Annotated in this window: 25 protein-coding genes and 1 tRNA gene; 21 read left to right on the top strand and 5 right to left on the bottom strand. The window is 63.7% G+C overall.

What is annotated here, in order from left to right; translation table 11 throughout:
* Positions 1 to 37 precede the first annotated feature (37 nt).
* The 3 genes from AB4118_RS21475 to AB4118_RS21465 are packed head-to-tail and all read left to right on the top strand — an operon-like array spanning position 38 to position 4,292.
* A complete protein-coding gene (locus tag AB4118_RS21475; protein WP_441491649.1) occupies positions 38 to 421 on the top strand; it encodes a hypothetical protein in 384 nt (127 codons plus the stop codon).
* Positions 421 to 900 carry a hypothetical protein gene (locus AB4118_RS21470; protein ID WP_441491648.1) on the top strand — a complete coding sequence of 160 codons (480 nt, stop codon included), beginning with the start codon at positions 421 to 423 and terminating at the stop codon, positions 898 to 900. The genes AB4118_RS21475 and AB4118_RS21470 overlap by 1 nt, the downstream gene beginning before the upstream one ends.
* Positions 900 to 4,292: a transglycosylase SLT domain-containing protein gene (locus AB4118_RS21465; protein ID WP_441491647.1), complete on the top strand. Its 3,393-nt coding sequence runs from the start codon at positions 900 to 902 to the stop codon at positions 4,290 to 4,292. The genes AB4118_RS21470 and AB4118_RS21465 overlap by 1 nt, the downstream gene beginning before the upstream one ends.
* A gap of 243 nt (positions 4,293 to 4,535) precedes the next feature.
* Here AB4118_RS21465 and AB4118_RS21460 read toward each other — a convergent pair whose 3' ends face one another.
* Together AB4118_RS21460 and AB4118_RS21455 are read right to left on the bottom strand one after the other, a co-directional pair.
* The gene (locus tag AB4118_RS21460) at positions 4,536 to 5,627 is read right to left on the bottom strand and encodes a chymotrypsin family serine protease (RefSeq protein WP_441491646.1); all 1,092 of its coding nucleotides are present in this window, start codon (positions 5,625 to 5,627) and stop codon (positions 4,536 to 4,538) included.
* A 500-nt stretch (positions 5,628 to 6,127) separates the two neighbouring features.
* A complete protein-coding gene (locus tag AB4118_RS21455) occupies positions 6,128 to 6,367 on the bottom strand; it encodes a helix-turn-helix domain-containing protein (RefSeq protein ID WP_441491645.1) in 240 nt (79 codons plus the stop codon).
* 91 nt (positions 6,368 to 6,458) lie between these two features.
* Here AB4118_RS21455 and AB4118_RS21450 point away from each other — a divergent pair, with 91 nt between their 5' ends.
* A complete protein-coding gene (locus AB4118_RS21450; RefSeq protein WP_441491644.1) occupies positions 6,459 to 6,770 on the top strand; it encodes a hypothetical protein in 312 nt (103 codons plus the stop codon).
* 112 nt (positions 6,771 to 6,882) lie between these two features.
* Here AB4118_RS21450 and AB4118_RS21445 read toward each other — a convergent pair.
* Positions 6,883 to 6,957: transfer RNA gene (locus AB4118_RS21445), tRNA-Lys, on the bottom strand.
* 110 nt (positions 6,958 to 7,067) lie between these two features.
* Between AB4118_RS21445 and AB4118_RS21440 the strand changes: the two genes are divergently transcribed.
* The 14 genes from AB4118_RS21440 to AB4118_RS21375 all read left to right on the top strand — a co-directional run bounded on the left by AB4118_RS21440 (position 7,068) and on the right by AB4118_RS21375 (position 18,935).
* Entirely contained in the window at positions 7,068 to 8,048 is a 981-nt protein-coding gene (locus AB4118_RS21440; RefSeq protein ID WP_441491643.1) for a threonine dehydratase, read from the top strand.
* Positions 8,041 to 9,123 carry a hypothetical protein gene (locus AB4118_RS21435; protein WP_441491642.1) on the top strand — a complete coding sequence of 361 codons (1,083 nt, stop codon included), beginning with the start codon at positions 8,041 to 8,043 and terminating at the stop codon, positions 9,121 to 9,123. Before AB4118_RS21440 ends, AB4118_RS21435 begins: the two co-directional genes overlap by 8 nt.
* A gap of 41 nt (positions 9,124 to 9,164) precedes the next feature.
* Positions 9,165 to 9,476, top strand: a complete 312-nt coding sequence (locus AB4118_RS21430) for an FtsB family cell division protein (protein ID WP_113512615.1) — start codon at positions 9,165 to 9,167, stop codon at positions 9,474 to 9,476.
* Positions 9,477 to 9,774: 298 nt separating this feature from the next.
* Positions 9,775 to 10,755 carry a pyruvate dehydrogenase (acetyl-transferring) E1 component subunit alpha gene (gene pdhA / locus AB4118_RS21425; protein WP_244523678.1) on the top strand — a complete coding sequence of 327 codons (981 nt, stop codon included), beginning with the start codon at positions 9,775 to 9,777 and terminating at the stop codon, positions 10,753 to 10,755.
* Between the two features lie 79 nt (positions 10,756 to 10,834).
* On the top strand, positions 10,835 to 12,244 hold the full coding sequence (locus AB4118_RS21420; protein WP_441491641.1) for a pyruvate dehydrogenase complex E1 component subunit beta: 1,410 nt from the start codon (positions 10,835 to 10,837) through the stop codon (positions 12,242 to 12,244).
* Positions 12,245 to 12,248: 4 nt separating this feature from the next.
* On the top strand, positions 12,249 to 12,632 hold the full coding sequence (locus AB4118_RS21415; RefSeq protein ID WP_113512609.1) for a hypothetical protein: 384 nt from the start codon (positions 12,249 to 12,251) through the stop codon (positions 12,630 to 12,632).
* On the top strand, positions 12,623 to 13,954 hold the full coding sequence (locus AB4118_RS21410) for a pyruvate dehydrogenase complex dihydrolipoamide acetyltransferase (protein WP_441491640.1): 1,332 nt from the start codon (positions 12,623 to 12,625) through the stop codon (positions 13,952 to 13,954). Before AB4118_RS21415 ends, AB4118_RS21410 begins: the two co-directional genes overlap by 10 nt.
* Positions 13,955 to 14,014: 60 nt before the next feature.
* Complete coding sequence (locus AB4118_RS21405; protein ID WP_441491639.1) at positions 14,015 to 14,758, top strand: YqhG/Tai3 family protein; 744 nt, start codon at positions 14,015 to 14,017, stop codon at positions 14,756 to 14,758.
* A 69-nt stretch (positions 14,759 to 14,827) separates the two neighbouring features.
* Positions 14,828 to 16,267: a dihydrolipoyl dehydrogenase gene (lpdA, locus tag AB4118_RS21400; RefSeq protein ID WP_441491638.1), complete on the top strand. Its 1,440-nt coding sequence runs from the start codon at positions 14,828 to 14,830 to the stop codon at positions 16,265 to 16,267.
* A 72-nt stretch (positions 16,268 to 16,339) separates the two neighbouring features.
* Positions 16,340 to 16,588 (top strand): GlsB/YeaQ/YmgE family stress response membrane protein, encoded by a 249-nt coding sequence (locus AB4118_RS21395; protein ID WP_441491637.1) that lies wholly within the window; start codon positions 16,340 to 16,342, stop codon positions 16,586 to 16,588.
* 47 nt (positions 16,589 to 16,635) lie between these two features.
* Positions 16,636 to 16,980, top strand: coding sequence for a GlsB/YeaQ/YmgE family stress response membrane protein (locus AB4118_RS21390; protein ID WP_441491636.1), 345 nt, complete (start codon positions 16,636 to 16,638; stop codon positions 16,978 to 16,980).
* Between the two features lie 71 nt (positions 16,981 to 17,051).
* Positions 17,052 to 17,336 carry a GlsB/YeaQ/YmgE family stress response membrane protein gene (locus tag AB4118_RS21385; RefSeq protein WP_069880860.1) on the top strand — a complete coding sequence of 95 codons (285 nt, stop codon included), beginning with the start codon at positions 17,052 to 17,054 and terminating at the stop codon, positions 17,334 to 17,336.
* A 91-nt stretch (positions 17,337 to 17,427) separates the two neighbouring features.
* Positions 17,428 to 18,432: a lipoyl synthase gene (gene lipA, locus AB4118_RS21380; protein ID WP_441491635.1), complete on the top strand. Its 1,005-nt coding sequence runs from the start codon at positions 17,428 to 17,430 to the stop codon at positions 18,430 to 18,432.
* A gap of 14 nt (positions 18,433 to 18,446) precedes the next feature.
* A complete protein-coding gene (locus AB4118_RS21375) occupies positions 18,447 to 18,935 on the top strand; it encodes a type II toxin-antitoxin system RatA family toxin (protein WP_441491634.1) in 489 nt (162 codons plus the stop codon).
* Here the strand turns inward: AB4118_RS21375 and AB4118_RS21370 are convergent.
* Both AB4118_RS21370 and AB4118_RS21365 read right to left on the bottom strand, forming a co-directional pair.
* Positions 18,907 to 19,404 (bottom strand): CinA family protein, encoded by a 498-nt coding sequence (locus tag AB4118_RS21370; protein WP_441491633.1) that lies wholly within the window; start codon positions 19,402 to 19,404, stop codon positions 18,907 to 18,909. The genes AB4118_RS21375 and AB4118_RS21370 overlap by 29 nt on opposite strands.
* A gap of 11 nt (positions 19,405 to 19,415) precedes the next feature.
* Positions 19,416 to 20,621 (bottom strand): bifunctional 2-C-methyl-D-erythritol 4-phosphate cytidylyltransferase/2-C-methyl-D-erythritol 2,4-cyclodiphosphate synthase, encoded by a 1,206-nt coding sequence (locus tag AB4118_RS21365; protein ID WP_441491632.1) that lies wholly within the window; start codon positions 20,619 to 20,621, stop codon positions 19,416 to 19,418.
* A gap of 163 nt (positions 20,622 to 20,784) precedes the next feature.
* Between AB4118_RS21365 and dusB the strand changes: the two genes are divergently transcribed.
* The 3 genes from dusB (at position 20,785) to ntrC (ending at position 24,436) form a co-directional block, all read left to right on the top strand.
* Complete coding sequence (gene dusB, locus AB4118_RS21360; protein ID WP_441491631.1) at positions 20,785 to 21,807, top strand: tRNA dihydrouridine synthase DusB; 1,023 nt, start codon at positions 20,785 to 20,787, stop codon at positions 21,805 to 21,807.
* A gap of 73 nt (positions 21,808 to 21,880) precedes the next feature.
* Entirely contained in the window at positions 21,881 to 22,966 is a 1,086-nt protein-coding gene (locus AB4118_RS21355; protein WP_069882745.1) for a two-component system sensor histidine kinase NtrB, read from the top strand.
* An 18-nt stretch (positions 22,967 to 22,984) separates the two neighbouring features.
* Positions 22,985 to 24,436, top strand: a complete 1,452-nt coding sequence (gene ntrC, locus AB4118_RS21350; RefSeq protein WP_441491630.1) for a nitrogen regulation protein NR(I) — start codon at positions 22,985 to 22,987, stop codon at positions 24,434 to 24,436.
* Positions 24,437 to 24,506: the final 70 nt, after the last annotated feature.

Genomic DNA, 24,506 nt, shown 5'->3' with positions numbered 1-24,506 from the left:
TCTGTCCATTCCCAAGGTCCAACGCTTTCTCGATCACATGCTGCTCGGCGAGAAGATCACGGACGCGGCCCTGGCCGCCGGGCTTCGTGCCAATAGGGCCCGGCGCTTGATGGCCGATCCCGCGGTTCGCCGGGAGCTCCTGCGCCGGTGCGAAGCGCTCGCGGAGGGCGAGAAGCCGAGAAACCAGCTGCTGATGAAGACTATTCGCGATCGCGGCCTTCAGGACGGCGCAACAGCGGCGCAGCAGAAGGTGTCCCTGGAGGCGGTTCGCCTCATGTCGGGGGAGGCCGAGAAGTCTGGCATCACCATCAACGGCGGTCAGAACGTGATCGCGGGCTACGTGATCGACCTCAGAGGCGAGGTTGAAGGCCCGCGCCAGATCCGACCGCATTCGCCCTCGCGCGAGGCGGAGGACGTCTGATGGGCCAGAGCTCAATGGCTCTAGCCGGAGCCGGCCTTTCCATCGCAGGGGGCGTTAGCGAGGGGATCGCGAAGAAAACTGGTTCCCAGATTCAGGCGGCAAAGCTGAAGCAGGCGGCCGATGCCGGGCGCGTGCGGGCAGTCCAGACCGACGCCGCCTTCCGAGAAGAGCTCGCCGATGTCCAGTCCACGATGAGCGCCATTCGCTCATCGCAGGGTGTCCAGTTCGACTCGCCTACCTCGTTCGCGCTGTTCGACGCGGCAGAGGAGAAGAGCCGGCGGGCACGAATGATCGCGGTTTCCAACGAGCGGATGAAAGCGCTTGGGCTCGAAGGAGATGCTGCGGCAACGCTGTTGGCAGCTCGGAATGCGCGGGCGACCGCAATGTTGAAATCCGCTCCCGACATCCTGTCCGGTCTGGGTAAGGCCAGTAGCATCGGAAGCGATCTGAAATCCGCATATGCATGGTTGGCAGGCTGATGGTCGACATTCTCGAAGCTTCAGGCGCAAACAAACCCAAGATTGGCCTCGCCGCCATTCCCACCAGCACGATATCGGCTGACGAGATCGCACGGCCCGGCATCGAAATGGGCCAGGCGTTGCGCGGTGTCGGAAAGGCATTTGACGCTTTCGCCGACAAGCTCGACCTTGCGTCGGTGCCGGAAGCGCAGGCGGCCGGCTTGGCGGCTGTGGGGCGCGACGCGAACGGTGAACCCACCCTCGAGCAGCGCCCGTTTGCGATATCGGGTGCAGATCGCGCCTTCAATGCGGCGGCCAGACAGGGGTTTGTCTCACGATGGCAGACGGAAGCCGCGCGAGGCATACAAGAACTCGCCGCCAAGCACCCAAACGACCCCGCCGCGTTTGATGCCGCGGCAAAGACGTACATCGCCGGTCTCGGAAAGAGCGCTAAGGAGCTGCGGCCGCTTGTGCTGGATGAAGCTCAGAAGCTTCAGCAGCAGCACTACCTGACGATCCAAAACCGTGCCGTTGCGCTTGATCGCGAGAACGCCAGGATCGCCGTCACGACGCAGATCGAGGACAATCAGAACACCCTCTTCGCTCTGGCACGAAAGGGCGGCATGAGCACGCCCGAGGTGGCGGAGGCCCTGGCGCGCAATCGAACCCTTTACGAGGAGCTCGGGAAGAACCCGGCATACGGCTATCCCGCAGCCCGGGTGAAGAGCGAGATTGAACGCGTTCAGTCCCAGGCGATCGGCGAGAGCATCGTCGGTGAAGTCGACCGCACCTATGACAAGCGAGGCAAGGCCTCAGCCCAAAAGTACCTGACTGACGAAATCCTGAACAACGAGAAGCTGAGCCTTTCGAACAGCCAGCGCGCAGCGTTCTATTCGTCCGGCCTGGCGCGGCTTCAGTATCTCGACGGGGAGACAAAGGCGCAGGTGGCCGCGCATCGGAACGTCGTAAGCACGATCGTGACCGGCCTTCAAAGCAAGGTCCAGATTCCCGATGCGCAAATCGATGATGCGCTCGACACCGCGCAGAAACTCGGCGACGCTGAATCGGTGCTGAAGCTAAACGCCGCGCGAAGCATCGCTTCTCTCCGGCGCGGAACTGGACTGACCGACGAGCAGGAGGTGAAGCTGTTTGCCGGCATCGGTGGCGTGTCGGGCACGCCGCCCGCATCCGCGCCCGCGGGTGTCGACACCATCATCACCAATGCCGCAGCCAAGCACGGGGTGAGCCCGCGCTTCATGGCGAAGGTCGCGCAGATCGAGTCGCGCTTTGATCCGAACGCCTTCAATGAGGGCTCGAAGGCGACCGGACTTTTCCAGTTCATTCCCTCGACATGGCGTCAGTATGGGCCAGGGCAGAACCCTCGTGATCCGGCGGCGAACGCCGATGCGGCGGCGCGCCTAACTGTCGCCAACCGCAACCAGTTGCGCGCCTCGATCGGACGAGAGCCCACAGAGGGCGAATTGTACCTCGCGCACCAGCAGGGTGCGGGCGGCGCGGCGTCGCTGCTGAAGGAGCCGAATGCCCGGGCAGTGGATGTCGTCGGCGAGCGCGCCGTGCTCGGGAACGGAGGCACGCTAGACATGACCGCGGGCCAATTCGCCATGAAGTGGATCCGCAAATTCGATGGCGCCTCGGCGCAGGTTCCGGCTGTTACTTCACCTGGGGCGCCTTTCACGCCCCAGCAGATTGCCGCCAATCCGTATCTTGGCTCGATCTGGATCCACACTCAGGTTGCCGACCAAAAGGAGACCATCGCTGCCGCTAGTCGCGTCGCCGATGCGATCTCGTCCGGCATCGATAAGGGGATGTTGCCTGACAGCCAGACCTTTGCAGCCTTCCTCCAGATGGCAGAACAGTTTCCCGACCAGCTCGGCCGCACGCGCGATCAGTTGGTCGCCAGGGCGCGAGGCCACGATGACGCACTGATCGCGCTCGGCGAGCCGTCCACGATCGGTGCGCAACTCGTGCAGGATGCAATGGCGAAGGCGCAGGGCGCGCCGATCCTCGTCCAGCAGCGTGCCGAAGCCATGAAGGAGGCATTCGATCGCGGCGCAAAGGCTCTGCAGGAACGCCCCTGGGAGGAGGCTGCCCGCCGTGGATGGGCGAACGGGCCACTGCCTGGCCTCGACTTCTCTTCGCCCGCAGTCCTTCAGGCGGGGCTTGCCGCGCGCAGCGATGTCGCCACTTCGATCACCGCTCGTACTGGCCAGCCACAGCCGGTCCTCTCAGGCGCCGATCTTTCCGCGGTCCTGGGCGTCTGGACGAACGGGCTTCCCGGCCAGCGCGAGATGGTCGCGAGCCAGCTTGCATCCCTGCCTCCGGAGCAGTTCGGCTTGGTCATGGCCGAGACCCAGATGCGTGACGCCCTCATCGGCATGTCGCGCTCGGGCGATCCCGCAAAGATGTCCGTCGCGTTCTCGCTTATGGACGCGGAGCAGCGTCGTGACCCGGATGGATTTGGCCAGCGCTTTGGGAAGGACGTGGAGAACCGGCTCGCGGCGTGGATGGTCCGATCGCAATACATGACCTCGGAGGATCTGGCCCGGGAGGCCGCTCGCTACAACGATCCGGCCATGCAGAAGGCCCGCGATCAGCTCCGCGATGACGCCTACACCAAGGTCAAGAGCCTCTCGCCGGCCGACGTTGTCGGATACTTCGGGACAAGCTGGATTCCGTTCACGGGCCCGAGCGTGCCCGCAGTTGGACGCCAGGCGGTGCTCTTGCAGAACGAATTCCGCGAGGAGTTCGCGGCGGCCTATGCCGAAGTCGGCGACGAGAGCAAAGCCCGCGAACTCGCCGTCAGGCGGCTTGGCCGAGTCTGGGCACCTTCGGCGCTGAATGGCGGTCAACTGACCAAGTACGCGCCTGAGCTCTCTCCGGCGTACCCCTCCATCGACCGCTCACACGCCTGGCTGGCCAAGCAGCTCGATGATGATGTGCGTGCGGCCCTCGGGCGGACATCAGACTTGGGCGCCCCTCCGGATGACAAGGGCTTCCACCCTCGCACATCACCGGACCCAGCAAGGCGTAGAGAGCGGGCCTCGGATCGCTTGGCAATGACGGAAAAGCAGCGCGCGGAGGTCGATCGGATCGACGCGATGATCGCCGCGCCCCGCATGCTCGTTGCCGACGCTCGAACCGGCGCGGAGTTCACCGCCGGCAAGCCGCCGACGTATCCCGTCGTGGTCCAGGCGCCGAGCGGCATGTACGTGCCGCTCCAAGACCAGCAGGGACGACCGCTCCGCTTCGTGGGTGATCTCGACGCAGCGATGGCCGAACATCGCCAGCCCGCCTTGCAACGGCGGGCGCTGCTGGAGAGCGCTAATGCCGATCGGGCGGTAGTGAATGCACGAAACGCGAGGCGTTGGCGCCATCAGGTGGTCACCCGATAGGATTGCTCCGAGCGGGCGCCCGTACTTAGTGCAGGCGAGGCTCCGCGCCCCGCTCGACTACGACCTTCATGCTTCGCCACTCTTGGATTGATGAGAAGCTTCTAGGGTCCACTGCCGGGTCGATAACGTAAACATGCAGTTCTGTCGGCCGGCGCGCGCGGTCCTGCAAGACCATGGCCTGCCAAGGCTTTAGGCCTAAGAAACTCAGCAATTCCGTGCCAATATGATCTCGCAAGGCCATGTTCATGTCCTGTATGCAGAGACGAGCGTCACCCCAAACTCGTTAAGAGTCTCTTCCAACGGCAGAACGATCGAAAGTCGGTTCATGCCCGCCACAATAAGTCCAATCGCAACAGATCCGTCTTCAGAAACTACAAGCGAACCGCTGTCACCAGGTTCCGAGAACGTCTCTCCGTTGTCACCCTCGATGGCAACAGCTCCGGTCACATACACCTGAGCCTTAAATCTATCCGCCGAATATGGCACCATCAGGGGAGCCGACAGCGAACCGACTACCGTGCCGTGGGTCAGTCCGGTGGTCCTGCCGACCTTCTTCACCCTAGTGCCACGGTTCGGGAATGCCAACCGGCTAGGGGTATCATAAGTCGCGATCGACGAGTCCCCTTGCTGTGAGGATACCAGATCCTGCTCAAGGATTTCGAATATTGCCGCGTCGTGCTTCTGGGGTTGAACTATTTTGGGATCGCCGCTCAAGATCGGAATTGATCGAGAGTGCCGTCCGATCGCGCGTGGAACTGGATGACGTGCGTCAGCACTTGAGTCGAAGCCGGAGGGGCACAAGATTGGCATCCCGGCTTCCATGTGATTACATCCACCGGTCACATGGTTATTGGACAAGCCGTAGAGCTTTCCTTGGCCGTCTCTGACTAGGCATCCCATCGTTCCCGCACCAATGACATGAGCAGGCGATACTGAGCTACCACACGAGAGACTGCCATTGTGCACATATGCGCGCTTAGCGCTGGGTGGTTGTGTAGGAACCGGCGGAGGATTGTTCTGGACTTGGCAGGAACCAATCCAATGAACGTTCACTCCCTCTAGCCCATGCGGCAGCAGTTTTCCCTTGGTCGACGGAACCGCCCCTTTTGTGCACACGGTGACAGAGTTCGAGGCCTCATCGTGAAAAACAGCAACGACTTGCAACCTGGCAATAAGCTGATCGGCCGCTCGCTCGACGTCCGTATCTACTGACTGAGGAAATACAGACGAGAGCGACTTTCTCGCTCCAGGACCGTCGATGCCATCGTTGGCCAAATAGCCATTCTCTTCGGCCCACGTGTGAAAACGTGCGCCAACTTCAGACGCCTTTGTCATGCTGCCCCCTGCAACCCGTGCGCGAACCTGTCACATCACGTAACGGAGCTGCAAGCTAGAACCAATCGTGCATCGATTCGCTAGCGGATAGATCCTGCTTTTATGAGAGATGCGGCGTTCTCATCGTTTGAGCCGAATGCCTGGGCCGCCGCCCATCGTTTCGCTATCGCTAGGAAGGCAATGCCGGCGGTCTCCAAGGCGCGAGCTTTCTTGTCCCCGGTGTTCTTATCGCCGGCCAGTTCGCCTGAACCGAACTCCAGCCTTTGCGATCGTGGCCTTGCGATCAATCGAGGAAGACGCGCGGCATGAAGGAGCATAGCGAAGTAGTGCACATTGCATGAGCGTTTTAGCTAAGGGCCCAAACGCCCCCGTTACTCGGTCAAAAAGAAACGCGGATCCGCAGTTCTGCAACGGATTTACACAATCGACTAGAGATCCGGATCTCCGTTGCACAGCCGCGGATTTGCGTTGCACCGATACGGGCGTCGCCGCGGCTGACGCTACTCGCCCAGTCTCTGAAGCCGGACACCGGGCCCGCCGTCCACCATCTCGCCATCGGCCAGGAACACGACGCCGCCAATTTCCAACGCCCCGCGCAGGGCCTTCATCGTGGAATGTTTGGCGTCGGCGCCGTTTTCAATCCTCGTCACAGTGTTCGCGGTGACGCCGGCTTTCTCGGCTAAATCGCGCACGCCCCAGCCCAGCGCGGCCCTGGCCATCTTCATCTGAATCGGCGTCATTTGTACCCTGTCCAAATTTGAGTTGACAAACGTGGTAAATATCACCATCTGTTTGTTCAATGTACAAACTTATCGATACAGGAGCAACCCCATGCCAAAATCCAGTGATGCGGGTCGCGTGACAGCGCATGACCGATTTGCCGCCCCCTTCGAGGTGGATCTCAGGCACTTCTCTGGGCTTGAGCCCAAAATGTGCAACGCAACTCTCGCGGCGAGTCTGCTCTCCGAGGCGGCAGAAAGCGCCCTGGAAGGGGTAGACGACGAAATCGTCCGCCTATCGGAGGAGCGCGCTCAGGCGCTTCTGTTCGGGGTGTATGACTTGCATAGGCGCCTGAAGGAACTCAGGGCTGACTATTTCGGCGCTCTCAAAAAGGCTCATGCAGCGAGCCGCGAACGCGGGTGAGTCGCTAGCTAGGCCCGCTTCCCATCGTCGCGAATTGCTTCCCAAAACCTCGATTGGGAAGCTATTGGGAAGCGGGAGGGGCTCAGAATTTTTGCTAACTTGTTGATTTTGTTGGTGAGCGGGGAGGGGATCGAACCCTCGACCACATGATTAAAAGTCACGTGCTCTACCACTGAGCTACCCGCCCTCACAGGGCGCTGACATACGGACGCCCCGCCCGCCGGTCAACATCGTTCGCACACTCCCGTCATTGTTCGATGGCTTTGAGATGTGGCAGAAGCGCTCCGGAGGATCCGCATGACCGATTTGCCCACCCTGTCCGAGATCAAGGCCGCCAAGGCTCTTGTGGACACTGTCTTCCCGGGAACGCCGCAATATGCCTGGCCGCTGCTGCAGCAGCGTCACGGCTTCGAAATCGTGGTGAAGCACGAAAATCACACGCCGATCGGGGCTTTCAAGCTGCGCGGCGGCATCGTCTATCTCGACCGACTGAAGCGCGAGCGCCCGCATGTGAAGGGCGTCGTCTCGGCGACACGCGGCAATCACGGCCAGAGCATCGCGATGGCGGCAAGCGGAGTCGGGCTGCCTTCGGTGATCGTCGTGCCGCTCGGCAATGCTGTGGAAAAGAACGCCGCCATGAAGGCGCTCGGAGCCGAGCTGATCGAAACCGGCCGGGATTTCGACGAGGCCCGGGCCGCGGCTCAGCAAATCGCCCGCGAGCGCAGCTATGAGATGGTGCCGTCCTTCCATCGCGATCTCGTCTGCGGTGTCGCAACCTATGCGCTCGAGCTTTTCACTGCGCGGCCGAATCTGACGCGCGTCTATGTCGGGATCGGACTCGGCTCCGGCATCTGCGGCCTGATTGCCGCGCGCGATGCGCTCGGCCTCAAGACCGAGATCATCGGCGTCGTCTCGGAGATCGCCGATTCCTACGCCCGCTCGGTCGAGGCGAAACAGGTGGTCGCGGTCGAGGATGCTCCGAGCTTTGCTGACGGCATTGCGGTCCGGGTGCCCGATGCCGGTGCGCTCACGATCATCCTGAAGGGCGCGGCGCGGATCGTGCGCGTCAGCGAAGATGCGATCGCCGAGGCGATCCGGAGCTATTATCTCGACACCCATAATCTCGCGGAAGGGGCCGGGGCTGCGCCGCTGGCGGCAGCAGCAGCCGAGTTCGAACTCAACCAGGGCGCCTCGGTTGGCGTCGTCCTTGGGGGCGGCAATATCGACATGCCGGTCTTCCGCAAGGTTCTTGCCGGGGAAACCCCTCGCATTGGCTAGTTCGAAAGCTGCCGACGCAGCGGGTTGGAAGTGCTGGTCGCTGGCATTTCTCAGCGCGGCGCTCGCCCTGGTCCTGCTTGTCTTCGGCTTCATCGCGGTGATGGATCCGTTCGGTTCGCGCCTTGCCACCGGACAGGCGGCGCGCCCGCTGATGGATCTCAACCAGCGCTACATGTACCCGCAGCTCGTCCGCTCGGGCGCGTTCGATTCTGCCATCTTCGGGACATCGACGATGCGGCTGCTCGACCCTGCGGTCCTGTCGCAAGGCCTCGATGTCCGCATGGCCAATCTCGCCATGAACGCTGCCACCCCTTGGGAGCAGGTCCAGATGGCGGAGTTGTTCGCGCGCAAAACGGCTACGCCCAAGGCTGTAATCTGGGGCATCGACACGACATGGTGCGATCCCGATGCGACCGAACCAGGTAAACGCCTGACGCCGCGCCCATTTCCGCCCTGGCTCTATGACGACGCCCGCTGGAATGACTGGCCGAAGCTGATCAACCTGACCACGCTGGAAATCGCGGGCCGCCTTCTGGCGCATAGGCTCGGATATCTGCCTGAGCGGATCCGCCGCGACGGCTACGAAGTGTTCACGCCACCAGAACAGACGTATGATCTGGCGCGGGCTCGCTCTCACTTGTTCCACGACTTTGGCGGCGTTGCTCCAGACCTGGCTCCGATCGTGCCGGCGACGAAGGTGGACGCGACGGAACGGGAAAGCTGGCGCTTTCCCGCGCTGGGCTGGCTCGACACGGCCCTGGCAGCACTTCCGGGGCAGACGAAAAAGCTGATCGTTCTTCCGCCGGCTCATCTCACGGCACTGCCGCGTGAGGGCTCGGCAGGCTGGCAGCGCTACGCCGCCTGCAAGGAGGCGCTCCGAACCCTCGCCGCGCGGCGCGGCGCCGTCATCGCCGATTTCGCTCATCGCTCGATGGTCACGCAGCAGGATAGCAATTACTGGGATCCGCTGCATTTCCGGCTGCCGATCGCGCGGCGTGTCGAGGCTGACCTGACTGCGATCGCGCGCGACGCCCAGGTGAGTTCGGACGGCTTCGTGCAGGTCTCCCGGCCCTGATCGTTAACCCGGCATAAACCACGCAAGGCTAGCCTGCCGGCATGGTCGTCCGCCGTGGTCTCAGATCCTTTTTCATCACGCTCGCGCTCTATCTCGTATCGAGTGGAGCGGTCGGCTACTTCATGTTCCATGCCCAGCATGGCTCGCGCGGGCTCGAGGCCCGCGGCGGCCTGCAGGAATCGCTGCGGGTCATGGAGGATGAGCTCAAGGAGCTCACCACCGAGCGCAAGAGCTGGGAGCAACGCCTCGCCCTGATGCGCGACGAAGCCGTCGATCGCGATCTGCTGGAAGAGCGTGCGCGCGCGTCGCTCGGCCGGATCCATCGGAACGATGTCATCATCATGGGGCGCTGAGGAGCGGGAAAAGCCGCAGAATAGTTCCGGTTACATCGATTAACTGAATTCCAGTTAATACATGAAATCTTAGAAATATCAGCGACATAACTCATGCTGCATTGCGAGATACCTCCCTCGCCAAGGGGTATGTGATCCTCTACAACCAAGGTCGAATGATCTTGGAGGATCGCCGATGGCCGTTGCCGCGCGCAAGACGAAAGCTCCCGCTCAAGCCAAAACCGCGACCAAGGGCGCGGCAAAGGCCAGTTCAGCCAAGACAACTGCGGAGAAGGGGGCGGCCAAAGCGTTGAGCAACATGCCCGCCTTCACAAGGGAAGAAGACCTTCACGCCTATTACGAGATGCTGCTGATCCGCCGCTTCGAGGAGAAGGCCGGGCAGATGTACGGCATGGGCCTGATCGGTGGCTTCTGCCACCTCTATATCGGCCAGGAAGCCGTCGTCATCGGCATGCAGATGGCCTCGAAGGACGGCGATCAGGTCATCACCGGCTATCGCGATCACGGTCACATGCTTGCGACCGGAATGGAATCACGCGGCGTGATGGCCGAGCTGACCGGGCGCCGCGGAGGCTACTCCAAGGGCAAGGGCGGCTCGATGCACATGTTCTCCCGCGAGAAGAACTTCTACGGCGGGCACGGCATCGTCGGCGCGCAGGTATCGCTCGGTGCAGGCCTCGGTTTCGCCAACTGGTACCGGGAGGACGGCCGGGTCTCGATGACCTATTTCGGCGACGGCGCGGCCAATCAGGGCCAGGTCTATGAAAGCTTCAACATGGCCCAGCTCTGGAAGCTGCCGGTCGTGTTCGTGATCGAGAACAACCGCTACGCCATGGGCACTTCAGTCAACCGCGCTTCGGCGCAGACCGATTTCTCCAAGCGCGGCCTGTCCTTCTCCATTCCCGGCGAGCAGGTCGACGGCATGGATGTCCGCGCCGTGCGCGCTGCCGGCGAGCGTGCCATCGCGCATGCCCGCTCGGGCAAGGGTCCCTACATTCTCGAGATGCAGACCTATCGCTATCGCGGTCACTCGATGTCTGATCCGGCAAAGTACCGCTCCAAGGACGAAGTCCAGCGGATGCGCGAGGAGCATGATCCGATCGAGCAGGTGAGGGGGCGCCTCACCCGCGATTTCAAGATCGCCGAAGACGAGCTCAAGGCGATCGACGCCAAGATCCGCGAGATCGTCAACGACGCGGCCGAATTCGCAACGCATGATCCGGAGCCCGATGTCTCGGAGCTCTTCACCGATATTACGCTGGAGCACGCCCGGGCCTGAGGCCCGGACCGCGCCTAAGTCTCTGCCGGCCTTGCCGGCATCTCCTGATCCCGCGTCCTTTCAAATTCCGGGTGTGTTCATGCCGATTGATATCCTTATGCCCGCGCTTTCGCCCACCATGGAGGAGGGCAAGCTCGCCAAATGGCTCAAGGCCGAGGGGGATGCCATCAAGGCAGGCGACATCCTGGCCGAGATCGAAACCGACAAGGCGACCATGGAAGTCGAAGCGGTCGACGAAGGCATCCTTGCCAAGATCCTGGTTGCCGACGGCACCGAGAACGTCGCGGTCAATACGCCGATCGGCGTGATCGCAGCCGATGGTGAGGATGTGAAGGCGGCAGCCTCAGGCGGCGCCAAGCCGGCGGCGGTTGCCGAGAAGCCGGCCGAGCCCGAGGCCAAGGCGGAGAAGGCCTCGGCCGAAGCGCCTGCGGCCGCCGCCACGCCGAGCGTACCTGCTCAGGCGAAGTCCTATGACGCGTCGAGCGAGTTCCCCGCGGGTGCGGAGGTCGTCACCATGACGGTCCGCGAGGCGCTGCGCGATGCCATGGCTGAGGAGATGCGTCGGGATGGCGATGTCTTCGTCATGGGCGAAGAGGTCGCCGAGTATCAGGGCGCCTACAAGGTCACGCAGGGCCTGCTCCAGGAATTCGGCCCCAAGCGCGTCATCGACACCCCGATCACCGAGCACGGCTTCGCCGGTATCGGCGTTGGTGCGGCGCTGACCGGCCTGAGGCCGATCGTCGAGTTCATGACCTTCAATTTCGCCATGCAGGCGATCGACCAGATCATCAACTCGGCGGCCAAGACGCTCTACATGTCCGGCGGCCAGATGGGCTGCCCGATCGTCTTCCGCGGACCCAACGGTGCTGCCGCCCGCGTCGCCGCCCAGCACAGCCATGACTACGCCGCCTGGTACTCGAATGTGCCCGGCCTCAAGGTGGTGATGCCTTACAGCGCCTCGGACGCGAAGGGCTTGCTGAAGAGCGCGATCCGCGATCCGAACCCGATCATCTTCCTTGAGAACGAGATTCTCTACGGGCGTACCTTCGAGGTTCCGAAGGGCGACGACTTCCTGATCCCGATCGGCAAGGCCAAGGTCGTGCGTCCGGGCACGGATGTCACCATCGTCTCCTTCGGCATCGGCATGACCTATGCGCTCGGCGCCGCCGAAGCCCTGGCCAAGGAAGGCATCGAGGCCGAAGTCATCGACCTGCGCACCATCCGGCCGATGGATATCGAGACGGTCATTGCCTCCGTGCAGAAGACCAACCGCTGCGTCGCAGTCGAGGAAGGCTTCCCGCAGTCCGGCGTCACCGCCGAAATCGGCATGCGCATCATGGAAGCGGCCTTCGATTATCTCGACGCGCCGGTCGCCCGCGTCACCGGCAAGGACGTGCCGATGCCGTATGCGCATAATCTCGAGAAGCTCGCCCTGCCGAATGTCGGCGAGGTCATCGCGGCGGCGAAGGCCGTCTGCTACAGGGCCTGATGCCGTGGCGCTGACCGTCCCTGCCATGATCGCAGCGGTCGGCCTCGCAGCTGCCGGGGCCTCTGGAGCGGTCGCGTATTTCAAACCTCGGGAGCGGCTTCGGCCGCGCCCGCTGGCTCCGCCGCATCTAGCGGGCGCCCGCCTGCGCCTGCACCGCCTCGATCTCTGCGCCTACCTGCTGGCGGCGGGCGGCGTGCTGACGCTGATCCCGGAGGCAGTCCAGACCTTCGCTCCCGAGCTGATGTTCGGGAGGACGCTGGCCGGCACCGCCCTGGAACATCTCGACTATATCGCCTTCGTTTTCGTGTCCCTCAGCTTCGGCATGGGCCTGACACGCCGCCTGCTGCTCATCCAATTGGAAAAAGCGAGCCTCCAGCCATGCCCGTAAACATCCTGATGCCCGCTCTCTCGCCGACCATGGAGAAGGGCAATCTCGCCAAGTGGCTCAAGAAGGAAGGAGACGCCATCAAGTCCGGCGACATCCTTGCCGAGATCGAGACCGACAAGGCGACGATGGAGGTCGAAGCCGTCGACGAGGGCATCCTGGCCAAGATCGTGGTGCCGGAAGGCACGGCCGATGTCGCGGTCAACGAAATCATCGGCGTGATCGCCGGCGAGGGCGAGGACGCCAAGAGCGTATCGGCCCCCAGCACCGCGCCCGCCAAGAGCGAGACTGCGCCGAAGGTCGAGGCCAAGGCAGCAGCGGCAGCTCCCGCAGCTGCCCCGGTTGTGGCTGGGCAGCCCGCTGCGCATGCTGCCGACGGCAGCCGCCCCTTCGCCTCTCCGCTGGCGCGTCGCCTCGCCAGGGATGCCGGGCTCGATCTTGCAAAGGTCCAGGGCTCGGGCCCGCACGGACGGATCGTCGAGCGCGATATCGAGACGGCGAAGGCCGGCGGCGCCGCCAAGGCCGCGCCGGCAGCCGCTCCTGCGGCAGCCACGCCCAAGCCGGCGGCTGCCCCGCTCGCGGCCGGCCCCTCCGACGAGGCGGTCAAGAAGCTGTTCGAGCCAGGCTCCTATGAGGAGATTCCGCATGACGGCATGCGCAAGACCATCGCGCGCCGCCTGACCGAAGCGAAGCAGACGATCCCGCATTTCTACGTGACGGTCGATTGTGAGCTCGACGCGCTGCTGAAGCTGCGCGCAGAACTCAATGCTGCGGCACCCGAGAAGGACGGCAAGCCGGCTTACAAGCTTTCGGTCAACGACATGGTGATCAAGGCTCTCGCCCTGGCGCTGCGCGCCGTGCCGGATGCCAATGTCAGCTGGACCGACGGTGCCATGCTCAAGCACAAGCATGCCGATGTCGGCGTCGCGGTATCGATCCCGGGCGGCCTGATTACGCCGATCATCCGCGACGCCTGCCACAAGCCGCTGAGCCAGATCTCGAACGAGATGAAGGACATGGCGGCGCGTGCCAAGACCCGCAAGCTCAAGCCCGAGGAATACCAGGGCGGCACGTCGGCGGTCTCCAATCTCGGCATGTTCGGCGTCAAGGATTTCGCCGCGGTGATCAACCCGCCGCATGCGACGATCCTTGCGGTCGGCGCCGGTGAGCAGCGCGCCGTGGTCAAGAACGGTGCGCTGGCGATTGCGACCATCATGTCGGTGACGCTCTCGACCGACCACCGCGCGGTCGATGGCGCGCTCGGGGCGGAACTGCTGCAGGCCTTCAAAGGCTATGTGGAGAAGCCGATGGCGATGCTGGTGTGATGGGCGTTTAGACGTCGCAAGAGTCGGATTGGCCTGCACGACGATCGGTTGAGGGGACAAATGGGCGCAAGCCACAGAGACAGGCGGTTGGGAAGGTATTCGCTGATCGCCTCAGTTCTTCCCCTGTTGCTTACTGCCTGTCAGACCCCTCATTCGGCAGCGACCTCGCCAGCGAAAGAGGTCAACGCGAGCCATCCGCCTGTGGTTGAGTTCGGACCAGCGGTCGCGCGCGAATATCGCAGGCCGAGGGCACTGTTCGCGGCGCGGCCCGTGCTGACCCAAGCGGACTACACCTCGCGCAACACGCAACCCAAGGCAGCCTCGGGAACGGCAGCGTTCCCCCGAGCCTATGCCGCCCCGGAGGTGATCGCGTCGTTCTTCGCCGACAGAACGATCGTTAGCCATAGCCCTCAGCACGGCACTCAGGTCGAGTATATCGCACCAAACGGCACGACCTTTCTTTGGTATCCCGGAAACGATGTGATCCTGCGCGGGACCTTCAACGTGCTTTGGGAAAACGCCTCGGCTGAGATCGACGATCCTCAGGAAGGGCGTTACCGCGGCCAGATCAACCTCAACTATGTCTGCTTCCGCTATGCTGCGAATTCCTACAATCCCGTGACGGGGCATCGCGGTAGCGGGTTTGAATGCGGCAGCTACGCGAAACAGCGTGAAGCATTGAGGGAGACCCGCAAGGGCGACGTCTTTGGCCTCGCCGCGCGCACCAAGGCCCCATTCCTGCTTGGGCGGGAGCCACAATCCATCGCTGCCTTGCAGAAGCTGGGGGCAGCGAAACAGCAATGATAGCCGATCGAGCTTGGCGTCTGCACCGCGCGGCGCGACGGGTTTCGATTTAGAACAAGGGTTAGGGACATGTCCGACTACGACGTCATCATCATCGGCTCCGGCCCCGGCGGTTACATCGCAGCGATCCGCTCGGCGCAGCTTGGCTTCAAGACGGCGATCGTCGAGCGCGAACACCTTGCCGGCATCTGCTCGAACTGGGGCTGCATCCCGACCAAGGCCTTGCTGCGCTCGGCCGAGATTCTGCATTACGGCCAGCATGCCAAGGACTATGGGCTGACGCTCGAGGGCTCCTTCAAGGCCGATCTTGCCGCCATCGTTCAACGCTCGCGCGGCATCGCCGCCCGCATGAACAATGGCGTCCAGTTCCTGATGAAGAAGAACAAGGTCGACGTCATCTGGGGCGAGGCCAAGCTGACCAAGCCCGGCACGATCGTGGTCGGCAAGACGGCGAAGCCTGCGATGCAGCCGCAGGTTCCACCGCCGAAGAATGCCAAGGGCGAGGGCAGCTACACCGCCGACCACATCATTGTCGCGACGGGCGCACGCCCGCGTGCTCTTCCCGGTCTCGAGCCGGATGGCAAGCTGATCTGGACCTATTTCGAGGCGATGGTCCCGCAGAAGATGCCGAAATCGCTGCTGGTGATGGGCTCGGGCGCGATCGGTATCGAGTTCGCCTCATTCTACCGCACCATGGGCGTCGAGGTGACGGTGGTCGAGGTGCTGCCGCATGTCGTGCCGGTCGAGGATGCCGAGATCGGCGCCTTCGCCCGCAAGGCCTTCGAGAAGCAGGGCATGAAGATCATCACCAGCGCCAAGGTGACCAAGGTCGAGAAATCGGCGGATTCGATCACGGCCCATATCGAGGACGACAAGGGCGCCAAGCAGACGATTCAAGCCGATCGCATGATCTCCGCCGTCGGCGTCGTTGCCAATGTCGAGAATCTCGGTCTGGAAACGCTCGGGGTGAAGACCGATCGCGGCTTCATCGCCATCGACGAGTTCTGCCGGACCAATGTGAAGGGCATCTACGCGATCGGCGACGTCGCGGGGCCGCCGATGCTGGCGCATAAGGCCGAGCACGAGGCAGTGATCTGCGTCGAGGCGATCAAGGGCCTTCATCCGCACCCGATGGACAAGAACATGATCCCGGGCTGCACCTATTGCCACCCGCAGATCGCCAGCGTCGGCCTGACCGAGGCCAAGGCCAAGGCGGCAGGGCACGAGCTCAAGGTCGGCCGGTTCAACTTCGTTGCCAACGGCAAGGCGGTCGCGCTCGGCGAGGATAGCGGCCTGGTCAAGACGATCTTCGATGCCAAGACCGGCAAGCTGCTCGGCGCGCATATGGTCGGGGCGGAAGTGACCGAGCTGATCCAGGGCTTCGTCGTCGCCATGAACCTCGAGACGACCGAGGAAGAGCTGATGCACACCATCTTCCCGCACCCGACGCTGTCGGAGACGATGAAGGAAAGCGTGCTCGACGCCTATGGGAAGGTGCTGAACGCGTAGAGATGCTGAACCGGGCGCCCTCCGCGCCAAGTTCCGTGATGGCAGACTGACACACGAGAGCTGGAGACCACCATGGATCTGCGTTCGATTATCGTCGCCATCATCATCGGTCTCGTCGCCGGCTGGCTCGCCAGTATCGTCGTCGGTGGTGGTGGGCTTGTCCGCTACATCATCACCGGCCTGATCGGCGCCTTCGTCGGCAGCTTTCTGCTCTCGGCGATTGGCGTGAATCTCGGCATCGGCAACCCGCTGGTCTCGCAGATCATCACGGCGACGATCGGCGCCATCGTCGTGGTGCTGCTGGCGCGTCTGATCGCCTGACATTTCCCGGTCTGGAAACTCGCGCTGTGCGAGGGCATATCCCAGCGATGACGACACGCCCGCGCACGCGCAAATCCCGTGGTCACGACCGCGTCATCCCCGATGACAAGGTCGAGGTCCTGCCTCCTGGTCGCGGCCTGCCATTGGATTGGCGGGCGCTCGCGCCGACGATCCTGCTCGGGACCGTGACGGGCTTCGTCGCCAGCCTCGTGGTGGGCGGTGGCGGGCTGATCCGTCACGCCGTTGTCGGAGTGCTCGGCATGCTGGTCGGGCAGGGGCTGGTGCGGATCACCGGCTGGCGGGTGCGGACCGGACACGCCTTTCTCGACGAGGCGGCAATGGCGGTGCTCGGCGCGATCCTCGTGGTGCTGCTGGCCAGGTTCATCGCATGACGACCGGTGCAGGCCGTCCCCGGCCTGTCCGACGGATTCATCCTGCAGGCTGACGAAAGGGACGACGGATCATGGATAGCCCCATCTACGCCGCACTCGGCACGCCCGGCTACGGCTTCTTCGCGACACTGCTGATCGGCCTGCTCGCCGGCTGGATCGCGGAGCGCATCACGTCGTCCGATCACGGCCTCTTCACCAACATGCTGGTGGGCGTGGCAGGCTCCTTCGTCGGCAGCCGCCTGGCCGAGCTGCTCGACATCCCGATCCACGGCTTCCCTCGCACCCTGGTCGCGGCCATCGCGGGCGCCTGCGTGGTGATCGTGATCTGGAACGCGTTGCGGAAACCTGCAGCCTGACGCGACCTCCGGTCAGGTTGCCGCCGGGCCTGATGCAGATTAGCTAGAGCAAATTGGCGCCTCTTGCAGGCGCCGGGTGACTGGAAACGACATGGCTCTCGTTCTCGATCTTCTGAACCGCGACCCGCGGCCCAATGTCGGCAATCCCAAGGCGGATGCCAAACCTGCGGCCGAGTTGCGCCATCCCGAGAAGCAGAAGCGCCCGGAGAATCCCGTCCTTCGCAAGCCGGACTGGATCAGGGTGAAGGCGCCCGGCTCACCGAAATGGGCAGAAACGCAGAAGATCGTGAAGGAGAACAAGCTCGTCACGGTCTGCGAAGAAGCGGGCTGCCCGAATATCGGCGAGTGCTGGGAAAAGAAGCACGCCACCTTCATGATCATGGGTGACACCTGCACGCGGGCCTGCGCCTTCTGCAACGTCAAGACAGGCGTGCCCCAGCCGCTCGACCAGGAGGAGCCGCGCAAGGTCGCCGAAGCCGTGGCCAAGCTCGGCCTCGAGCATGTCGTCATCACCTCGGTCGACCGCGATGATCTCGATGACGGTGGTGCGGAGCATTTCGCCCGCGTGATCCGCGCGATCCGCGAGGCTTCGCCCGGCACGACGATCGAAATCCTGACGCCGGATTTCCTGCGCAAGCCCGGCGCGCTCGAAGTGGTGGTCGCGGCCAAGCCGGACGTGTTCAACCACAATCTCGAAACGGTGCCCGGCAAGTACCTGAAGGTGCGCCCCGGCGCGCGCTACTTCCATTCGCTGCGCCTGCTGCAGCGTGTGAAGGAACTCGACCCCACCATCTTCACCAAGTCCGGCATCATGGTCGGTCTCGGCGAGGAGCGGAACGAGATCCTTCAGCTGATGGACGACCTGCGCTCGGCCGACGTCGATTTCATGACCATCGGCCAATACCTCGCGCCCTCGCGCAAACATCACGCGGTGATCCGCTTCGTCACGCCCGACGAATTCAAGGGTTTCGAGGCGATCGCCTATGTGAAGGGCTTCCTGATGGTGTCCTCGACGCCGCTGACGCGGTCCTCGCATCACGCGGGTGAGGATTTCGCGCGGTTGAGGGACGCCCGCGCAGCCAAGCTCGGCGGTTGAGCGCGTAGCATCTCATGCCGATGTTCAACAGCACCCGCCGGGTGAAGCACTCGCCGGAGCGGATGTTCGCGCTCGTGGCGGATGTCGAGAAATACCCCCAGTTCCTGCCGCTTTGCGAAGGCTTGGTGGTACGACGCCGGACGCCGCGCGAAGGCGGCGGCGAGGTGCTGATGGCCGACATGACGGTCGGCTACAAGGCGATCCGCGAGACCTTCACCAGTCGCGTCACGCTTGATCCTGCCAACCTGAAGATCCTTGTCGAGTATGTCGACGGCCCGTTCCGACATCTCGAGAACCGCTGGAGCTTCAAGGCGATGGACGGAGGCTGCGAGATCGCCTTCTTCATCTCCTATGAGTTCGCCAGCCGCATGCTCGGCCTGCTGATGGGTACGATGTTCGACAAGGCCTTTCGCAAGTTCGCCGAGGCTTTCGAGAGGCGGGCCGACCTGGTCTATGGCCGTGCCCGGACCACGGTCACCGATGGCTCAGCGCCGCCTGCTTGAGCATCTCGAGCGCCTCGATGACCGAGAGGCGGCGGATTTCGTCTCTCCCCTGATCGCCGAAGCGCTTTTCCCGATGCGTGGTCAACGCGGTTGACGCGCAGCCGAAATGGACGAGCCCGACGGGTTTGGCGGCGCTGCCTCCGCCCGGCCCGGCAACGCCGGTGACCGCGACGGAGAGATCGGCCTTGAGCACCGCGCGGCCGCCCTCCGCCATGGCGCGGGCAACCGGCTCGCTGACCGCACCGTAGCTGTCGATCAGCGTCGCACTCACGCCTGCCAATGCAGTCTTGGCGGCGTTCGAATAGGTCACCAGCCCGCCATTGACGACGTCCGACGAGCCCGGGATTGCGGTCAGTGCGCCCGAGACGAGCCCACCTGTGCAGGACTCGACCGTCGCGACGCTCAGTCCACGATCACGGCAGATCGTCAGAACGTCGATGGCCAGTGCGGTGATCTCGGAATCGAACATGGTGGTTGCCCCTACTCGTCGTTGGGCAGGCGCAGCGTGGCTGTTGCCAAGGCCGCCAGCCCTTCGCCGCGACCGGTAAAGCCCATGCGTTCCGATGTCGTCGCCTTGAGCCCAACCTGGTCAAGCCGCACACCCGTGACTTCGGCGATCCGCGCCCGAATCTGCTCGCGATAGGGGCCGACCTTCGGTGCCTCGCAAACGATGCTGAGATCGAGATGGTCGATCACGCCGCCGCGCCCGCTGACGCGCTCGGCGGCAAATGCGAGAAAGCGGTCGGATGAGGCCCCGCGCCATTGCGGATCGCTCGGCGGGAAATGCGTGCCGATATCGCCATCCGCCAGCGCCCCGAGAATGGCATCGGTCAAGGCGTGCAACGCAACGTCGCCGTCGGAATGGGCTCGCACACCGCGCGAGTGCGGAATGCGGACACCACCGAGCCAGACATGATCGCCATCGGTGAAGGCGTGGACATCATAGCCGGTACCGACCCGGGTGGTCAGCTGCCTGCGGAGCCTCTCTTCCGCCAGCACAAAATCCTCGGGATGCGTCAGCTTCACGTTCATGGCCTCTCCAGGGAAGGTCGTGACCGCATGGCCCGCCCATTCGATCAGGGCGGCATCGTCGGTGAGACCGGTGACAGCTGCGGCAGCTGCCGCCTCATGGGCTGCCAGCAACGAGCGGAAGGCAAAGGCCTGGGGCGTCTGCACGCTGACGAGCTGGTCGCGCGGCGGTGTCTCGATGATCTGTCCCTTGCCGTCCACACGCTTGATCGTGTCGGTGACCGGCAGGGCAGGGATAGAAGCCGAACCGCTCTGCGCGGCTTCGATTGCGCGCTCGATCAAGTTTCGGGACGCGAACGGTCTGGCTGCATCATGGACCAGCACGGTTCCCTCGAATCCTGATGCTGCCAATGCCCGCAGGCCAAGTCGCACCGAGTCCTGCCGGATCGCGCCCCCCGTGACCGGGCCGAGCAGCTTGCCGGACGAGAAGCCTGCGACAGCATCGGCATAGCAGGCCTCATCACCGGTCCCGATGACGACCACGACATGGGATATTGCCCGCTCAGCCAGCAATGGAAGCAGGGTTCGCCGCAGGACTGGCAGGCCGGCGAGAAGGCGATATTGCTTTGGCAAGTCTCCGCCGGCACGCAGGCCGCGCCCCGCCGCAACGACGAGGGCCGCCACCGACGGAAGACTTGTCACTGTTTCGGACGACACGGCAAGGCTCCAGCTAGAGCCCGGTTGATAGTCGCCGGTTATGCAATCGCCAAGTGCGGCGCGAAGCGCTGCGACCATCCGTTCCGGGCTGCGTCGATATTGCATTGCAGCATTGGTTCGAAATCCCTTGCGCTGATGCAGCAATGTCCAATAAATAGCCACAATGGATATTGCCTCAAAATCGGGCGACGAACTCTCCGGCATTGCCGGGGTTGCGATCGCCTCCCGAGCCTTTCTGGCGCCGATGTCGGGCGTCACCGACGTCGTGATGCGTCGCATCGCTGCGCGATTCGGTGCGGGGCTCGTCGTCTCAGAAATGGTCGCATCCGACGAATTCGTGCGCGGCAGCGAAGAGGCCCGGTTGCGCGCCGAGGGGGCAGGGGTCTTCCCGCATGTCGTCCAGCTTGCCGGCTGCGATCCGCACTGGCTCGGAGAGGCTGCCCGGCTGGCCGAAGCAACCGGGGCGCAGATCGTCGACATCAATATGGGCTGCCCCGCCAAGCGCGTGACGGGCGGCTGGGCCGGTTCGGCGCTGATGCGCGATCTCGACCATGCGCTTTCGCTTGTCGAGGCGGCGGTCAGTTCCGTGAACATTCCGGTGACGGTGAAAATGCGGCTCGGCTGGGATGACGCGTCCCGCAACGCGCCCGAGCTGGCGCACCGCGCCATATCCGCCGGCGCCGCGATGATCACGGTCCATGGCCGCACGCGGCAGCAATTCTACAAGGGTGTCGCCGACTGGCGCGCGATTCAGGCCGTGCGCGAAACCGGTGATTTCCCGCTCGTTGCCAATGGCGACATTCATGGCGTCGCCGATGCCGAGGCATGCCTTGAGCGCTCGGGCGCGAATTTCGTCATGGTCGGACGCGCGGCTCTGGGGCGGCCCTGGCTTGTCGGCGCGGTGGGCGACGCACTCGCCGGACGCCAGGTGACGGAGTTGAGCGCAGCACAGAAGCATGCGGTCGCGCAGGAACACTACGAGGGCCTGCTGGCCCTGCTCGGCCGCGAGCAGGGCGTGCGTCATGCCCGTAAGCATCTGGCCGCCTATGCCGATGAGGCGGTCGCAACCGGCTGCGCCCCCGACCCCGAACAACGTCGCGCGCTCTTGACCACGGATGATCCTCATCAGGCCCTGCGCGCGCTGGCTGCCTTGTTTTCCACTGAATGCAGCCGCGAGGCAGCCTGAGCGAGGACGATTGCGTATGGCGATGGCGTTTGCCGACGAGGTTGGCGATGAGCGGGATCTGACCTTGCTCGATATGGTGGAAATGCAGGCGCTGAATGTCCTGCCCATGCCGGTGCTCGTCATCGGCGAAGGGCACGGCATTCTTTACGCCAACACGGCGGCTGAAGACTTCTTCCAGTCGAGCGTGGTCGTGCTCAAGCGCCAGCGTCTCGACGATGTGATCGCCTTTGGCTCCCCCGTGCTGTCCCTGGTGGAGGATGTGCAGCGGCGCGGCGCCAGCGTCACCGAGTACCGGCTGGATCTGGGCTCGCCCCGGATCGGCATCGAGCGCATCGTCGATGTTTTTGCCTCGCCCTTGCCCAATCAGAGCGAAGCCGTCGTGCTGATGCTGCAAGAACGAACAATTGCCGAAAAAATGGACAGACAGCTGACGCATCGAGGAGCAGCCCGCTCCATCACCGCGCTCGGCGCGATGCTCGCACACGAGATCAAGAACCCGCTCTCCGGCATTCGTGGTGCGGCGCAGCTTCTTGAAGCCTCGGTGCCTGACAGCGATCGGATGCTGACCCAGCTGATCTGCGACGAGGCCGACCGGATCGTGAAGCTTGTCGAGCGTGTCGAGCTGTTTGGCGATGAACGCCCGAGTGAGCGCGGGCCGGTCAATGTCCATGACGTGCTGGACCATGTGAAACGGCTGGCCCAATCGGGCTTTGCCAGGCACATCCGCTTCAACGAGGTTTACGACCCTTCACTGCCGCCGGTCGCCGGCAACCGAGATCAGCTGGTCCAGGTTCTGCTGAACCTGATGAAGAATGCGGCGGAAGCCATTGGTGAACATGCGATTGATGGCGAGATCACACTGACCACGGCCTATCGCCCCGGCATCCGCATGCAGCATGCCGGCTCGGCAAGCCGGATCGCACTACCGCTGGAGATCGGCATCCGCGACAACGGCCCCGGCGTGCCTCACGACCTGCTGCCGCATCTGTTCGATCCCTTCGTCACCACCAAGGCTCAGGGCAGTGGCCTTGGACTTGCACTCGTAGCGAAGGTGATCGGCGACCACGGCGGAATCGTCGAATGCGAGTCTGTGCCGCGGCGCACGACATTCCGGATTCTTCTGCCCCTGCATGAAGCGCGTCCCACACGGAGCGCTTGAGGTTCACAGGATAATTGAATGCCCACCGGTAACATTCTTATCGCCGACGACGACGCCGCGATCCGCACGGTGCTCAACCAGGCCCTCGCGCGGGCCGGGTACGAGGTCCGGACGACAGGACAGGCGGCGACACTCTGGACCTGGGCAGCGCAAGGGCTGGGCGATCTCATCATCACCGACGTGGTGATGCCCGACGGGAACGCCTTCGATCTGCTGCCGCGCATCAAGCGGGTGAGACCCGACCTGCCGATCATCGTGATGAGCGCGCAGAACACCTTCATGACCGCGATCAAGGCGTCCGAGCGCGGCGCTTATGAATATCTGCCGAAGCCCTTCGATCTGAAGGAACTCGTCGCGATCGTCGGGAGAGCCCTCTCGCGGCCGCGCGGCGATGGCGGACGTGCCAATGCCGCGGCCGAACCCGATGACATTCCGCTGATCGGCCGTTCGCCCGCCATGCAGGACGTCTACCGGGCGCTCGCGAGGCTGATGCCGATCGATCTCACCGTGATGATCAACGGCGAGTCCGGCACAGGCAAGGAGTTGGTTGCCCGCGCGCTCCACGATTACGGCAAGCGCCGCAACGGTCCCTTCGTCGCCATCAACATGGCCGCCATTCCGAAGGACCTGATCGAATCCGAACTGTTCGGCCATGAGAAGGGCGCCTTCACCGGCGCACTCACCCGCTCTTCCGGCCGCTTCGAGCAAGCCGAGGGCGGCACGCTCTTCCTCGACGAAATCGGTGACATGCCGATGGAGGCCCAGACGCGGCTCCTGCGAGTGCTGCAGCAGGGCGAATACACGACGGTCGGTGGACGCACGCCGATCAGGACGAATGTCCGGATCGTGGCGGCGACCAACAAGGATTTGCGTATCTCGATCGCGCAGGGACTGTTCCGCGAGGATCTGTTCTTCCGGCTCAACGTCGTGCCGATCAGGCTGCCGCCGCTGCGCGAGCGGGTCGAAGACATTCCGGATCTCGTTCGGCACTTCTTCTCGCTGGTCGAGAAGGAAGGGTTGCCGCGCAAGCAGATCGATTCGGAAGCGATGGACGTGATGCGGCGCTATCGCTGGCCGGGCAATGTCCGCGAACTGGAAAATCTCGTCCGGCGCCTCGCTGCCCTCTATCCACAGGAGACGATCACCGCACCGATCGTAGAGGCCGAACTGCAGCCGGCCTCCGCAACCTCGAGCTTCGCCCATAGCTCGGGGCCGGAGCGGGCGGAGACCTTGTCCGGTTCGGTCGAGCGTCATCTCGGTCAGTATTTCGGAGGGTTCGGCGACAATATCCCGCCACCCGGCCTCTATCACCGTATCTTGCGCGAGGTCGAACCGCCATTGATCGCCGCTGCGCTTGCCGCAACCCGCGGCAACCAGATCCGCGCAGCCGAGCTGCTCGGGCTCAATCGCAACACCCTGCGCAAGAAGATTCGGGAACTCGACATGCAGGTGGTCCGCTCGCCACGCTGAGCCTTTGTAAGGCGGGGCAGCGGTTTCCTGCCTTTCATATGTCATATTTTGACAACACCGTTGCGGCGGC

This window comes from Allobosea sp. 2RAB26 (assembly GCF_052115465.1).
GTDB lineage: Bacteria > Pseudomonadota > Alphaproteobacteria > Rhizobiales > Beijerinckiaceae > Allobosea.
Note: the sequence above shows the minus strand (reverse complement) of the source record. Positions and strands in the feature narration are given on the sequence as shown.